Raw genomic sequence first — 14,353 nt, 5'->3', positions numbered from 1 at the left:
ACCGGATGGTATTTTATTTCTGACTAATTTCTGACGCGCAGGAGACGCCAGGGATGGCGTCTCTACAATACAGCATATCAATAAAATTATACCTGGTATCATTTCAATGAATAGTATTATTCTTTTGATATGTTTCTTGGCTGTATCGTTTGTAAACAGCGTTTAATCACTTGATTGCCACAATAGATTCAAATTTTGATAGTTTTTCTCTATGAGGTGATTGATAAAAATCATATTTCTGGAACGCGTGGATGGTTTAATTTGCACTTGAATAAGAACATGTAGTGCGTACAACCACCATAAATTCTATGAAAAATCATATTGTCTCTGTCGGATCAGAATTTCCTGAATTCAAGAAACTAGCTGTTGTTTCGCTGGATAAGGATAAAGAATTTTACGAAATCTCGTCGGAAGATCACAAAGCGGCTGGTCAGTGGCTGGTCATGTTCTGGTGGCCAAAAGATTTCACCTTCGTTTGCCCAACCGAAATTGCGGAGTTCAACAAGAAGTTCGAGGATTTCCAGGATCGCGATACGATGGTGATTGGTGCTTCGACCGATAGCGAATTCGTGCACCTGGCCTGGCGTAAAAACCATGACGATCTGCGTGGCTTGAAGTTCCCGATGCTGGCCGATACGTCGAAATCGCTGGCCGAAGATCTGGGTATTCTGGAAGCCAACGAGAAAGTAGCATACCGGGTTACCTACATCGTTGATCCACAAGGTATTGTTCGTTGGGTAAGTGTAAACGACCTGTCGGTAGGCCGGAACGTAAACGAAGTACTCCGCGTACTGGACGCCCTACAAACGGACGAACTCTGCCCCTGCAACTGGACAAAAGGCGAAGCCACGCTAACGGCTTAATTAATGATTGAATGATTGAATTGCTGAATGATTGAATGAGGTCTATTCAACAATTCAATCATTCAACAATTCAATCATTTCGTATGATAACTACACAAAACGAAACCGTTACGTCGCTGCTGAATCTGGTTGGACTGAGTGCCGAAGGAGAGTATCCACAACTCGACGCGCTGGCCCAGGCCGAGCATCGGTATCTGCGCGATCTGAAAATAAATCTTGGTAATGTGCTGAATAGCAGTCAGAACCTGACAAAGAAAGAAGCGGTATTATTGGCACTTTCGGTTGCTGTGAATGAAAATCACCAGCCGCTGGTCGATTCGCTGACAGGTGTTGCCAAACAGGAAGGGGCTTCGGATGCCGACGTGGCCGAAACGATTGCCTGTACGTCGCTGTTGAGCACTAACAATGTATTTTATCGGTTCCGGCACTTTGTCGGTAAAGACTATTATCAGCAAACGCAACCGGGTATTCGCATGAGTATCATGATGAATCCAGTGCTGGGTAAAGAGTTTTTTGAATTGATGAGTCTGGCGGTGTCGGCGGTCAATGGCTGTGAACTCTGCGTTCGGTCGCATGAAGAGAGCGTCCTGAAACACGGTGCCAGCGAAGCTCGCGTTTTCGATGCCATTCGACTGGCGTCCGTGATCAAAGGGTTTATCACGCTGCTTTAGTAAAGGGGGAGTTACCCGCACCCTATCCGAATCTTCAGATCGCCCCCCTCCAGTTTTAGGAGAGGGGCTTTTTTATCCTACTTTATGGATTCGTATCGAGCTGTACCAGTTCTTTTTTCTCCAACTGACGCAAAATGGATTGCTTGTCCAGTAACGCTTCCCGGAGTTTTTTGTCTGACATACGTTTCCAGTTATCGCCGTTGTGCTTATGGCCGGGTTGACTCGCATTGCCGTAGCTGAGTGATACCTGCGCCCGTACCTTCTCACCAAATTCCGTCACGGCCACGTAGGTATCGCCCGCAACGGCCCGGTTCAGTTGAGGTTGCTTAGGGTCTGGTACAAAATGGATGGTTCGGTAAATGCCGTATTGCTCTGAACCGCCATTGGCCGGGTAGTCATGACCAGCGGCACCAAATCGGTTCACATCACCCCAGGCAACATCCAGTCGCCCATAGTTTTGACGGACCTGACTGGCAGCATTTCGCAATAACTCAACCGCTTTTTTAGGATCTTTCAGGCCATCGGGCGTGCTTACGGGACGTTGCGGATTCCAGCCAACGGCTACCATACCCGGATTGAACTGATCGAACCAGGCCGTAAACAACACGGCTCCTTTACTATCGCGGTTGGTGGTTTTGTCCCAGGCTTTAAGTACCGAAGCCGCTTGCTGAGTCAAGGAGTCGGGGTATTGTTCAACGGCTGCCAGTAGGTCGTCCAGAAAGCGGTCGGCGGCTTCCAGACCCGTATTCAGTTTGTAGCCCACCAATTCATCAAAACTAATCGACGCATCGTCTTTTACCAGATTGATTGCCCGTTGCGGACGCAGCCGTATAGGAATGCCCACAGGCGACATATAGCCCGGAAACGCCTTCGGATCAAGTACGGCTGGATACGTACAGCTCCAGGGAGCATCGTTGGCGTTTTGCACAAATCCCGATGGCGGATTGAGTACGCGGGGGAGGTCGCGATATGGATGCGTTTGGGTCCAGATGTACTTCGACGTAGAACCGTCGACCGGGCCTTGCCAGAAGGGCCAGTCGCCTTCGCTGCGAATCGGTACACTACCGTTGAACAAATACAGAATATTACCGACCTTATCGGCATAGATGACGTTGAACATCGGCAGTTGCATCCGCTGGAGGGCGGTTTCGAACTCAGCCAGATTTTTAGCTTTCGCCATCGCATGGTGTTGAGCCGCCATCGCCGGATTGGTCAACCCAGCAAACCGCATGGCGTAGGTTTTTCCATCTTTGCTTTCCATCACTGGCCCCTGTTTGCTGTAGCGATAGGTAAGTTGTTGCGGTTTAAGCTGCCCATCGGGCTGGCGTACCTGAAGGGTAACGGCTTTTGTGTCAAAAGCTTGTTTGATACCGTCCAGCATGTAACCACCATCCTGTAGATTAAGTACGTATCGGTCGGCTGCATCAATGGTATTAACCGTGTGGGTCCAGCCCAGATTCTGATTAAAGGCAATGTTAAGTACTGGCTGACCCAGCAAGGAAGCGCCGTAGACCATAAAGTCCGGGCCGTTCAGATGAGCCTCAAAAAACAGAAAGAATCCTTCCCAGGGCAAGTGTGGGTTCGCCATCAGCATCGCTTTTTTGGAAGCAGACTTCGCGGGTGCAATGGCGTACGCGTTCGAACCCGGTGGCATTACCCGAGCGGCTCCCGCTTCGGCTCCACCAATAAATTCCAGACCGATCACCCGGCTGGCGTGGGCCAGTATGTCCTGGGGGGTAATAGGCAGTACCTGTTTGAATTCCGCACCGATAGCCTCCGGGTGCGCTTTGGCATAAGCATTCAAACCGCTGACGAAGCTGTCCAGACACGGTTTGTAATCGGCGGGTTGTTGAGTATACTGTTTCTGCGCCTGCTCAGGTACACCAAATAAGGTTACAATCTTGTCGGAGTCGAGGTATCTCGGCCCCCAATACTCAGCCGCCCGGCCTCTGGCCTGACCATATAGCTGAAGCAGCAAATTGGCATGGTTCTGCATTTGGGCATACCCAAAGCCGTAATACATGGCTTCCAGGGTTTGCCCGTAGATGTGGGGAACTCCCGCACTATCCCATAAAATTTCGACAGGAGCCGTTGTTTGTGAAGCCGTTTTCAGGCGTTCAGATTTACGGGACTGCCCTAGGGCAGTCAGGCTTATGAGCCATAGACAAATGGTCAGGAATTTCATACGCTGATACAAATGGTAAGGAAGTTAGAAATTGTAACGCGGGTAGAAACCTGCGCACTTTGGTCAAAATCGCGGGTTTCTACCCGCGTTACATGAAACCACCCGCGCTGCAGAAAGCTAGCTTATTCGCTTTTTAAATAAAGAACCGGGTTGGTTCGGACGGCTTTTAGCGCCTGACGAACGATGGTCAGGGCTGTGATCAGTACGGTCAGGATGAGTGTACCTGCCAATAGCCACCCGTTTACCGAAATACGATAGGCGTACTGCTGAAGCCAGTTTGCTAATAGCCAGGTGCCGAGCGGTGCGGCCACTAAAAAACCCAGACCAAGTAGTTTCCCGAACTCCCGACCCAGCAGCCAGAGGAGTTGTGACGTCCGGGCTCCTAATACCCGGCGAACACCAATTTCTTTGGCTTTGGCTTCGCTCAGGAACGTAACCAGCCCGTAGAGGCCGAGGCAACTCAGACCAATCGCAACCAGGGCAAATGCCTGAACCATCCCAGCCAATAGACGTTCGATCTCGGTAAAGTTTTCCATCAGGTTCGTCAACGTATCGGCATGGTAGACCTGATCGGGTAAGACTTTATCCCAAACCTGCTGTATACCCTGCTGGGTTTGGGGCGAATAGCCTGGACTCAGGCGTAGCATGGCCACCCGGCTGTGTGGAAGGTCATGAACAAGCGTTATGGGCAAAACTGGCTGGTGCAGATCGCCACTACGGAAATCGCGCACAACACCGACAATGACCCGGTCGGCATCTTTCACCCGGATGCGTTTACCCACTACCGTGCCTGGTGAGGTAATGCCTAGTTGCTTCACCAGCGTTTCATTGACCAACACGTCGCGCCCGGTTGTATCGTTGGGCCGGACATTTCGACCCGCTATCAGCCGCAAGTCAAAAGCCGACAGATAGTGGTCATCGATGGCCCGCACGCAGGTTTCAAATGATTCGGGTTCTGTAGCTGTATGATAGCTGAATGGACTGGGTCTATTATAAGCCGACGCAGGGGGATCACTGCCGAAGGTTACCTGTTCGACACCGGGTATGCTTAGCCATTGTTCGCGCAGGAGGGGCAGGGGCGAAGCCTCCCGCTGGGGTAAGAAAATAACCAGTGTCGATTCGCGGTGAAAGCCCCATTCGGCCTGTCTCATATGCCGAAGCTGGATCGTAATGACCAGTACGCTCAGAATAAATAACTGCATCAGCACGAACTGACCTAAAATAAGTGCCTGTCTGACAGTAAGTCGGCCTGTAAACCGGGTTGTCGATTGGTTGGCAAAGGCTGTTGCCGGGTTGAAACGGGCTAATACAAACGCTGGGTATAGCCCTGACAGGACAATGACGCCAATGACCAGACCCAGAAACCAGCCTATAGCCCGCTGCTGAACCAGATCGGCAACAGACATCTCCGGCTGGAGCTTATCCACGGTGGCAGCCAGAATCTGGTTGATAAAGGGCAGACACACTTGGGCCAGTACCAGCGCAACGGCTATGGCCATACATACGAGTAGGGCGGTTTCCAGCATAAACTGCCCGATCAATTGCCAGCGTGTACTGCCCATCACTTTGCGAACCCCAACTTCCCGCGCCCGTTTGAGAGCCCGAGCCGTTGCCAGATTAACGAAATTGATACAGCCTGCCATCACCAGCAGTACCCCTACACCAATGAGCGCATATAGGACTGGTCGGGGAGCCATGCCGCTGCGTTGGTGGTTGAGTTCGGCCAGGGGAAACACATGATAGTCGAAGTGGGCGGCCTCCTGAGGGGGCAGATTTTTGCGTCGAATAACGGGTAGACTTTGACGGAGTAGCGTAGGGTCGGCTCCTTCACGCAGCCGTACGAAACACATAGCCTGCAACCCCTGCCAGTCGGCTAAAGCGGTTGGACCTTCCAGTACCGGAATGGTAGCATACGAAACGAAGGCATCGAACCGAAGCTGGGTGTTGGCGGGCGGATCTTTAACGATCCCGGTTACGGTCAGATCGGTTCGATTGTCTAGCCGTAATGTTCGGCCCATTGCCGGGAGTGAGTCAAAAAATTTGCGGGCGTATCGTTCGCTGATTACAATTGTGTTGGGTGCTGCCAGGGCCGTTTTTCGATTCCCGCTTACCCATTCTACCCCAAATAGGTCGAAGTATTGAGGTTCCGTGAAACAAACATTACGGGCTTCGGCAAACTTTTTCACCCAACCACCCTTGCCGTTCGGAACGCTTAAGGTACGCCCAAAGAAGGTTTCCAGCCGGGTTGAATTTTCCACGAAAGCATAATCACGCCGGAGTACTTCAGCGAGGGGTCGGGGAGCGGCATCAGTGGGCATGGTGCGTTCCCGCTTGATGTCGGTGACGATCCAGTAACTCCGATCCAGGTGGGGGTGGTAGCGGTCGAAGCTAAACATGTAGTTGACAACCAGGAAAATAACCAGACCGCTGGCTAGCCCTATGCCCAGCCCCAGCACGCTAATTAAATTGACATGACGATTCTGCCACAGGTGGCGCCGGGCCACTGTGAGGTAGTGTAAAAGCATCGGTAAAGGGTGTTAGGTTAGCGTTAGAAAGGGGTGTCTATTGGAAGGACTATTTAGATTTAGGCGTTTTGTGTGACCCCGCTGGGGTCAAATGCCTATAGGAAATTATGGGGGCTATAAACCTTTGACCCCGTCGGGGTCACACAAAACGCCATTATCAAACTTAATTCTGCTTGATGGCTCAGGTAGTCTGGAAACGTTTCGGTTTTGCACCCTTACGCGACAGCCACCATCGAACGATGACTATGCCCATTAATCCCAATGCTCCCCAGGCCGTCTGGAATGCCCGCATAGGGATGGCCAGCGGGCGGCTAACGACAACTAGAAAACCCACCAGGATCAGAAACGTAAGCACACTGGAGAGTAGCATGTACTGAAACGGTTTGGTGGCTGGACGGCGCTGATGCCGTAGTCCAATACGTGTTGGTTTCATAGAGACTGTCGATAGTGGCGAAGGAAACTCCTGTAGATAAAGTTGTTTCAACTGGTTCAAGGCCTGTGGGTTCGCCTGTTGTATTACCTGATCGAAAGCGTCTGTAAAAATCTGCCCCTGATCCATGCGCTGTTCAATCAGAGAGGCCATATGATCCAGTAGCTCGGCCTGTAGCGCCTGATGGGGACTGGTTTGCTGAAGCTGTTGTTCAAGGTGGGTAAGTTGATCGCGAGATAGTCTGTTCATAACTAACTGAAGGGCTAAAGGTGAAGCGAATTGGTAAACTATTGCCCGAAGGTTACCGTTGGAGAGGGGTTGATGAGTAGGCGCATGAGCTGGATAAATCGTTCGAACTCATCGACTTTCCGAACGGCTGTGGCGCTGCCCGTTGGGGTGAGCATATAATACTTACGGAGCCGCCCATCCACCTCCTGACTTTGGGTAACCAGTAAACCTTCGTTTTCCAACTTATGGAGTACCGGATACAAAGCACCGAACGTAAGCGTTAATTCGCCACTGGTACGTTCCTCAACAGCCTGGGTAATCTCGTAGCCATACATTCGACCCTGTTGGGCCAGCAGCCGAAGAACAATCGTCCTGAGTGTTCCCCGTAAAAATTCCTGATTCGCTGAATCCATAGGAGTAAATAGATCGTTAGTATTTAATTTGAAACAAAAATATATAAGAAAATTATATATACAAGAAATAGTATGAATTTTGTAGAGACGCCATCCCTGGCGTCTCTACAAACGAAAATACCCTGATCATCCATTGCTGGCTGATCAGGGTATTCCGTTGTACAAGTTTTATCGTCTACTTGGTCAGGCCAAGGGAAAAAAGACCGTTACGGAATCGGGCAGTAGCAGTGCTATTATCGGATCGACTTACTAATGTTACCTCGAATTTTCCTTCCAATACGTTTGCAACGGTATCGGCTTTAATTACCTCGATCCAGCCACTGGCAGGCTCTTTGGCGATGTAGGATGAAAATATGGCGTCGCCACCAACAATCAGCCCGTAATTTACGCCCGTTAATGGCGTGGAGGCACAGGTATTCAGGCTGGCTATATCATATTTCCCGACAGCTAACGGGACTTTTTCAAAGCTAAGGTATTGGGTTATATCGCAAGGCCCTACACAGATGGATGGTGCTGCCTGCCGTAGCCCTTTCGGATAAGGTAATGCGTTTGAGATAGACAGGTTAAACCGATTTTTGCCGCAATCGCCGTCCACCAGGGGCGATACTCTGGAGGCTATGCCATGACCATACCAGACAGAGTCGTTCAGCGAAGCCGTTACATTTTTGGTGTCGTCAAGAAGGGGAATCATCGCGTCATCGGTTGGTCGGGAGCAAGCCCAAAGGCAACCGAACAGGACGAGCAAGTAGAAGCTTGTTTTCATGGTCATCGAGCGTCTTTTTTGGCTAGACTCCAGAATAGCTTTATCCGTTGGAACAGGCTATCTGGTTCTTAGTACTTTATGAACTGAATGGCGCAACAACCGCCTTGGGCCAATGCTGCTCTCCACGCGGTATGATCCGACCAACATAACCTGTTTTGACGGTGTTCCTACCCTCCTTCTGCATGGACTGGAAGGCCGCATTCACCGGTGCTCATAGTTGGTGACGGAGCCCGACGTTTCGTGGTACATGATGATCCGAACGCCTTTCTCGTTTTAATCAGCTACGGCTGCCAGAAGGTTTTGTGATCACCCGATAGCGTAAACAGGGTTTTTTCGTCGGCCACGATAAAGTGCGTCAGGTTAGTCTGCTCTGGAAATTCATAGCGAAAACCGACTCCATCGTTGAACACCCGAAACCGCACCAACAGCCGGATTCCCGTTGTGCCTTTGTCGGTTAAGGTCAGGGCCAACTCCTTGTAGTGATTGCGAATCTGAGCCACTTCACCCCAGACGGGTTTCCAGGTATCGTCGTGCGTGGAGGAGTCGATAGCGGAGAGCGTAAACTGGGTAAGCGATACCTGTGGCTTGCTCAACACAAAGCCAACCCCCAACGGCTCAATGGCCTTTTTACTCTTATACGAAATTCGATAGGTAACGATGCCGGATTCATTCGCCTGTACCGATAGCTGTATGGCTTTATCGGGCGAGGAAAGCGAGATTGTATGCTGGGCTGATAACCTTGAAACCGTTCCTAGGGTAAGGAGAAAAAGTAGAATGGGTTTGATGGAAAGCATGTTGGCTTATCGACTAAACAATCACGATGGGGCCAATAAGGTAGCGCGGTCGTCGTAAGGAATCAACAAGGTTGATATTATTTTAACTGACTTTTGTACTTTTTTAACCGGATATGGCCGAGTGGCCCTAGTGCTATACCTACTTAAGCCCCTCCAGTCGAATAGGTAGTTGCCGGAATCGTTTACCGGTGGCGGCAAACAGAGCATTGGCCAAAGCGGGGGCAATCGGAGCAACGCCGGGTTCGCCAGCTCCACCCATTTTAGCTGTGCTGGGCACAATATGTACATCAATAACGGGGGTATCAGCCATACGAAGCATTGGATAATCGTGAAAATTACTCTGCTGAACCTGCCCATTTTTTATCGTGATCTCGCCGTAGAGAGCGGCCGTCAGTCCGAACACGATGCTGCTTTCCATCTGCGCCCGAACCCCGTCTGGATTGACAGCTAACCCGCAGTCGATCGCGCATACTACCCGATGAACACGGATCGTCTGTTTATCAATGGACAACTCAATAACCTGCGCAACGAAACTACCCATCGCTTCGCAAACGGCAATCCCTCTGAATTGGCCTTTGGGCAAGGGCTTGGTCCAGTCTGATTTTTCGGCTGCCAGATTGAGCGCAGCAAGATGCCTCGGATAATTAGTGAAGAACGCCCGACGATACGCAACCGGGTCGGTTTGGGCGAGGAAAGCCAGTTCGTCGATGAGTGTTTCCATCACAAAAACGGTATGGGTACTGCCAACAGACCGCCAGGGAAGCACCGGAACACCAACAGATGTAGTATGCAGTTCGAAGGAGTGGTCGGGAATGGCGTTGGCGTAGGGGGCTCCCGTCGTGACCGAACTGTAATCAATACCCTTATGGACAATGACATCAGCCAATGGGGTATTCGTAAAAAGTGATTGCCCAACAATCCGGTGCTGCCAGGCGATTGGCAGTGCGTTCTGTCCAATACCAATCTGAACATGGTGTACGTACATCGGTCGGTAATAGCCGCCTTTGATGTCGTCTTCGCGCGTCCAGATGAGTTTGATGGTTTTGCCGCTGGCTTTGGCAATGTGAACGGCTTCCATGATCCAGTCACCACTAAAGGAACCCCGTCGGCCAAAACTGCCACCCAGATGGGGTGTATATAAGTTGACCTGTTCCGGTTTTAAGCCAAGAAAAGTAGCTATTTCGACCTGATGGAGTAAGGGCGATTGGGTTCCTGTCCAGACTTCACACTGCTCTTTCCCAATTTTCACCGTGCAGTTTAGTGGCTCCATAGGGGCATGGGCGAGGTAAGGAAAGCTGTATTCGGCATTGAGGGTTTTTGAGGATTGGGCTAGTGCCGATACTGCGTCACCTTTTCGTTGAATGATTGTACCTTCTGTTTTAGCGATTCGTCGATATTTTTCCAGTTGCGCGGTTGTGTCAAGCGTTACGTTTTTTTCAGCATTCCAGGTAATTTTCAGCGCATCACGGCCAACTTTAGCCGCCCAAAAGTTATCGGCAAGAACGGCAACGCCAGTTGGTATCTGAACCACAGCGCGGACCCCTTTTACAGCCCTTGCCTTAGTCGAATCAAAGGACGTTACGGTTCTGCCAAACACAGGTGGATGGGCAACAACGGCAGTTAGCAAACCGGGGAAGTGTATATCCAGACCGTAGACTGCTTTGCCGTTAATCTTTTCGGGTGTATCGAGCCGCTTCCGTGATCTGCCGATGTATTTCCAGTCTTTGGGTTCGCGAAGGGCAACGTTCGGGACTGGCAGTTTGGCAGCATCAGTGGCTACGGCTCCGTACGAAATACGTTGATTACCAGCAACAACGTAGCTATTTTCCGTTCGGCAATCTTGTGGTTGTACACCGAGTTGTTCGGCTGCCGCAGTTACCAGCATCACGCGGGCCGTTGCTCCGGCCATCCGGTATCGGTCAAATTCCTGAATGGTTGTTTCCGAACCCCCCGTTGATTTATAAACGGGATTTTCCTGAAAATCACCGGCCTGTCCAGGTGGGCTATGCGTTACCTTTATTTGGCTCCAGTCGCAGTCGAGTTCTTCGGCAATCAGCATGGGCAACGTTGTCCAGATACCCTGCCCCATTTCGACTTTCGACAGAATGATATGGATGCTATTGTCCGTATCGATTTTCAGAAACGTATTCAGCGTTGCCACCGTTGAACCGGGGGCTGATCGAACGCCTGTTGAATTTGCGGATGTCGCAAAACCGATCAGCAGCCCTCCACTGGCGAGCGTACCAATTCTTAGGAAATCCCTTCGGTTTATCTTATGCGAAGTAAGCATACTGTACTCCTATTTTTATATTCCGATAGACAAGTAATCTTACTTTTCTCATTTATCGAACCCAAGCTTTGCTGGAATGAAAAGTCATAAAAGTACTTCAATCGTACATCCCGATATGCCTAAAGATTTTGAGCGAGCCGTTCTTTTCTCTTCGCCAGATGCGCAGGTCTTTGCCTAACCCGATTCCCGACGACTCTCCATTCCGCCAATTGGCAATGTGACTGGCATATTCGATCACATAGAGACCTAGGTCATCGACCCGGTCATTACGCACATCCAGCTTTTCGAAAATGGGTAAATCTTTTGTATGCATAGCAATGTAGGCGTCTATCGCTTGTCGCCCTTGATAAATCGAATCATGTTGGGCCAGTAAAATACCTTCGTCCGAATAAAACTGAGCCCACAGGTTCGCATCATGCTCGGCTATGGTCTTCTCCATCAATCGGTTCAGGGCCGCCAGCTCAAACCGAATGGGTGAGTTTATTGGCAAATGTGCCTGAAGCGCAACGTCTACAACCGACACTTCGGCAAAGCGAAACTGATCAGCTATATCGAGCCAGTGATTGTAGTTCCAACTGTCTGTGATGACGGTTAGTTTATCGCCGTTGTATTTTTGCCAGAGGGTCAGGTATTTGCCTTTTAGGTGATACGTTTGGCCCGTTTTCTTCAGCACAATGGTCATGTCAAATAGTCCATCGTCCACAACCTGTTTACCTAAATCCAACAGTTCTTTCTGGATTCTAGTATAGGCTTTAACGGTAAATCGGCCCAGCAAGGCGTTGAAATAGGACAGAGCAGACGTTCGACCAACCATGGTTCGTTGTGACTCGGTCATCAACCGAACATCATCGGCCCAATAGCCCAAAAGGCGTTCACTTCGGGCATCCAGCAAACAACGGGCAAAATCGGTTCGGTATTGATTCAGATAGGCATCTGTCTGGGTATTGGTCGTTAGCGTTGCCTGGGCGCAAGCGCAAACTGTGCTCGTCAGCGCTATAAGTAGGTAAAGATAGGAACGGATACACATATTGAATGGTTTGGCCAAAAGGATTGATTAGTGGGGGCTGTCAAAAACGAGATGGCGTTGCAGAAACGGTAACACACGGGTATAGAAACGGCCATCATCGGTCCAGACTCTGTTCCAGGGCGTGCCCCGGTATTCTTCGGCTTCATGCTCAATACCAAATTCTTCCAGTTTTCGGCTAAATACCTGATTGGAAAAAACATGACTTTGCGTCGGATCGAAACGCCCCCAGTCAAACGCAATACCGCGCATTGATTGTAAGCTGGCAACCGCTTCAGGCAGTTCTTCTTCCAGGAGAAATCCGTGCTGATAACCTCGGATGATGCGTTCGGCTTGCGGTTTGGGTACGCCATTTTCCAGTTCCATAAAAAAGTCGCAAAAAAATGGCGGGCGGTTTGGGTTAGGTAAAAAAGCCTGACAGACTGTTACAAAAAGCTTTGTACGTCCATCATTTCCGAGATCATCGAATGTGTTGGCCTGGTGTATTTTTTTCCAGTCAACTTCAACCAATGGAAACGGGGTATAGCCAATACCCGTCGCCACCGGATGTAGGGCATACACGACACTGAACAGATCGGCCCGAGTCATGGCCAGTTTTAAGGCGCCCCGACCGCCCATAAAATCGCCTACTATGGCCCGGCTGTCTCGGTGGCGAATGGTCCGGTATTTTTGATCGATGAAAGGTAGTAGCTCGTCGGTTGTGAAGTCGAGCCAACGTCCACTCACGGGCGAATTCTCAAAAATGCTCCCTGTCGTGGGGGTACTAAAGTCGGCAGCTACAAAAATAAATTCACTGGAAACCCTATTGGCCATTCCCCGATCCAGCAAACCAACCACTCGCCCATCCCGAAAGAACTGCTCGACGTTCTGAAAAATGCTGTGAAAATAGTAGACAACGGGATACCGCTTGCCCGATGTAGCATAGCCCGGCGGCAGATACACCTTTATCGTTCGATTGGGATCAAGCCCGATTTTGTTGTCGTGAAGAATGGTGGAGGTCAGTTTTTCGGTCATCAGGGCTCCCTGCTTTACTGGCTGAGCCGGTACGGTCGCCATCACAAAGAACAGTAGGAGGCCAGTGGGAAGTATACTTCGCCAGTTCATCGGTTGGGTTTTATGCATCTTGCGATTGGTTGCTTATCTATTTGAGGAACAAATAGAATACGGGCAAACAATTCCCCAAAGCCTGATTGACGACCAACACGATCTACTTGACCAACGACCTGTTTTCAGGGCAGGCAGGAAGATTTGACTCACACATAGCTGAAGCTACTAGTTGTGTAGCCACAGATGTATTTCGTCAACGCAAAGGTGCTATTTGCATAAAACCCCTCTGGAAATCAGCGCGATTTGTTTACTTTCGGGTAAGGGGGCATCAACCGAAATATATCCCTGAGTTGCCCGTATGTTGGCTGCAATAATGAAGAATTGTTCACAATCACATAAAACAGCGTATGACATTTTTAAATAAAAACGTCACATACCTACTGGCTGTAGGATTACTATTAAATTTACTATTTAGCCGTTGTATGTCACCAAAAAACATGTCAACGGCCAATCCAAATAAGGAAGCCAATCTGCAAAATCCCAAAAATCCCTTCCATAAATTTATTGGCGAATGGACGTTAAAGGAGGATAATTGGACACAAAATTGGGGACAAACGGAACATATAAAAATCCCGAACCATCATACTGTTTGCCGACAGCTTAATACCGACAATAGCCTTCTTGCGGTGATTGATGGCACGCCACCCTATGGACATATTTTTTGGTCGTATAATCCTGTAAAAAAGGAAGTGGACCATCTTTCAAGTTTTGGGACAACAAGAGCAGGTGTAGGTAAAGGGACTGTAAATGAAAATGGGGACGTTTCCCTGAAGATTTCATTTTCTGACGAAGCTGTTGGTACGTATAGGCTATATACCTACAAATGGATGACTGAAGATGAGTATGAATTGAAATCAATTCAATATGATGCTAATGACAAACCAACAGGTTTTTTCTATGGCGGAACATTTATAAGAATAGTGAAAAAGAAATAATTACGGCGACCCATAGGGGTTTGACACTAGGACGGGGCGACGAATATGTGCTCAACTTTTTGTTCGCTAATCGGCTATATTTCCAGCCGACAGATGAAGCCGTGCAATAGACTAAGCAATGAACT

General features: G+C 49.6%; 12 protein-coding genes. 3 read left to right on the top strand and 9 right to left on the bottom strand.

Annotation, left to right across the window (positions count from 1 at the left end):
- Positions 1-308 precede the first annotated feature (308 nt).
- Entirely contained in the window at positions 309-863 is a 555-nt protein-coding gene (locus B5M13_RS21580; protein ID WP_020598868.1) for a peroxiredoxin, read from the top strand.
- An 83-nt stretch (positions 864-946) separates the two neighbouring features.
- Positions 947-1,534 carry a carboxymuconolactone decarboxylase family protein gene (locus B5M13_RS21575; RefSeq protein WP_080057638.1) on the top strand — a complete coding sequence of 196 codons (588 nt, stop codon included), beginning with the start codon at positions 947-949 and terminating at the stop codon, positions 1,532-1,534.
- A gap of 82 nt (positions 1,535-1,616) precedes the next feature.
- On the opposite strand, the gene B5M13_RS21570 is transcribed toward B5M13_RS21575, so the two are convergent.
- From B5M13_RS21570 to B5M13_RS21530, 9 genes are all read right to left on the bottom strand, one after another.
- Positions 1,617-3,719: an acylase gene (locus B5M13_RS21570; RefSeq protein ID WP_080057637.1), complete on the bottom strand. Its 2,103-nt coding sequence runs from the start codon at positions 3,717-3,719 to the stop codon at positions 1,617-1,619.
- Between the two features lie 122 nt (positions 3,720-3,841).
- A complete protein-coding gene (locus B5M13_RS21565; protein WP_080057635.1) occupies positions 3,842-6,244 on the bottom strand; it encodes an ABC transporter permease in 2,403 nt (800 codons plus the stop codon).
- A gap of 181 nt (positions 6,245-6,425) precedes the next feature.
- Positions 6,426-6,923, bottom strand: coding sequence for a hypothetical protein (locus B5M13_RS21560; RefSeq protein WP_080057634.1), 498 nt, complete (start codon positions 6,921-6,923; stop codon positions 6,426-6,428).
- Between the two features lie 38 nt (positions 6,924-6,961).
- Positions 6,962-7,315: a PadR family transcriptional regulator gene (locus B5M13_RS21555; protein WP_080057633.1), complete on the bottom strand. Its 354-nt coding sequence runs from the start codon at positions 7,313-7,315 to the stop codon at positions 6,962-6,964.
- Between the two features lie 175 nt (positions 7,316-7,490).
- The gene (locus tag B5M13_RS21550) at positions 7,491-8,078 is read right to left on the bottom strand and encodes a hypothetical protein (protein ID WP_155297312.1); all 588 of its coding nucleotides are present in this window, start codon (positions 8,076-8,078) and stop codon (positions 7,491-7,493) included.
- 281 nt (positions 8,079-8,359) lie between these two features.
- On the bottom strand, positions 8,360-8,872 hold the full coding sequence (locus B5M13_RS21545; RefSeq protein ID WP_080057631.1) for a glycoside hydrolase family 97 N-terminal domain-containing protein: 513 nt from the start codon (positions 8,870-8,872) through the stop codon (positions 8,360-8,362).
- 139 nt (positions 8,873-9,011) lie between these two features.
- The gene (locus B5M13_RS21540) at positions 9,012-11,162 is read right to left on the bottom strand and encodes a xanthine dehydrogenase family protein molybdopterin-binding subunit (RefSeq protein WP_080057630.1); all 2,151 of its coding nucleotides are present in this window, start codon (positions 11,160-11,162) and stop codon (positions 9,012-9,014) included.
- 97 nt (positions 11,163-11,259) lie between these two features.
- Positions 11,260-12,189, bottom strand: a complete 930-nt coding sequence (locus B5M13_RS21535; protein ID WP_080057629.1) for a Cif family virulence factor — start codon at positions 12,187-12,189, stop codon at positions 11,260-11,262.
- 27 nt (positions 12,190-12,216) lie between these two features.
- On the bottom strand, positions 12,217-13,308 hold the full coding sequence (locus B5M13_RS21530; protein WP_080057628.1) for an alpha/beta hydrolase: 1,092 nt from the start codon (positions 13,306-13,308) through the stop codon (positions 12,217-12,219).
- 332 nt (positions 13,309-13,640) lie between these two features.
- Here B5M13_RS21530 and B5M13_RS21525 point away from each other — a divergent pair, with 332 nt between their 5' ends.
- A complete protein-coding gene (locus B5M13_RS21525) occupies positions 13,641-14,228 on the top strand; it encodes a hypothetical protein (RefSeq protein ID WP_080057627.1) in 588 nt (195 codons plus the stop codon).
- Positions 14,229-14,353 lie beyond the last annotated feature (125 nt).

Source organism: Spirosoma aerolatum (assembly GCF_002056795.1).
GTDB lineage: Bacteria > Bacteroidota > Bacteroidia > Cytophagales > Spirosomataceae > Spirosoma > Spirosoma aerolatum.
The sequence above is the reverse complement of the archived record's forward strand: the minus strand, read 5'-3'. Positions and strand labels throughout refer to the sequence as shown.

Bases quoted from the DNA above. Each gene is read 5' to 3' on its own strand.
- B5M13_RS21540 (WP_080057630.1), bottom strand. From the start codon at position 11,162: ATGCTTACTTCGCATAAGATAAACCGAAGGGATTTCCTAAGAATTGGT.
- B5M13_RS21545 (WP_080057631.1), bottom strand. From the start codon at position 8,872: ATGCTTTCCATCAAACCCATTCTACTTTTTCTCCTTACCCTAGGAACG.
- B5M13_RS21530 (WP_080057628.1), bottom strand. From the start codon at position 13,308: ATGCATAAAACCCAACCGATGAACTGGCGAAGTATACTTCCCACTGGC.
- B5M13_RS21550 (WP_155297312.1), bottom strand. From the start codon at position 8,078: ATGAAAACAAGCTTCTACTTGCTCGTCCTGTTCGGTTGCCTTTGGGCT.
- B5M13_RS21575 (WP_080057638.1), top strand. From the start codon at position 947: ATGATAACTACACAAAACGAAACCGTTACGTCGCTGCTGAATCTGGTT.
- B5M13_RS21555 (WP_080057633.1), bottom strand. From the start codon at position 7,315: ATGGATTCAGCGAATCAGGAATTTTTACGGGGAACACTCAGGACGATT.
- B5M13_RS21525 (WP_080057627.1), top strand. From the start codon at position 13,641: ATGACATTTTTAAATAAAAACGTCACATACCTACTGGCTGTAGGATTA.
- B5M13_RS21560 (WP_080057634.1), bottom strand. From the start codon at position 6,923: ATGAACAGACTATCTCGCGATCAACTTACCCACCTTGAACAACAGCTT.
- B5M13_RS21580 (WP_020598868.1), top strand. From the start codon at position 309: ATGAAAAATCATATTGTCTCTGTCGGATCAGAATTTCCTGAATTCAAG.
- B5M13_RS21570 (WP_080057637.1), bottom strand. From the start codon at position 3,719: ATGAAATTCCTGACCATTTGTCTATGGCTCATAAGCCTGACTGCCCTA.
- B5M13_RS21565 (WP_080057635.1), bottom strand. From the start codon at position 6,244: ATGCTTTTACACTACCTCACAGTGGCCCGGCGCCACCTGTGGCAGAAT.
- B5M13_RS21535 (WP_080057629.1), bottom strand. From the start codon at position 12,189: ATGTGTATCCGTTCCTATCTTTACCTACTTATAGCGCTGACGAGCACA.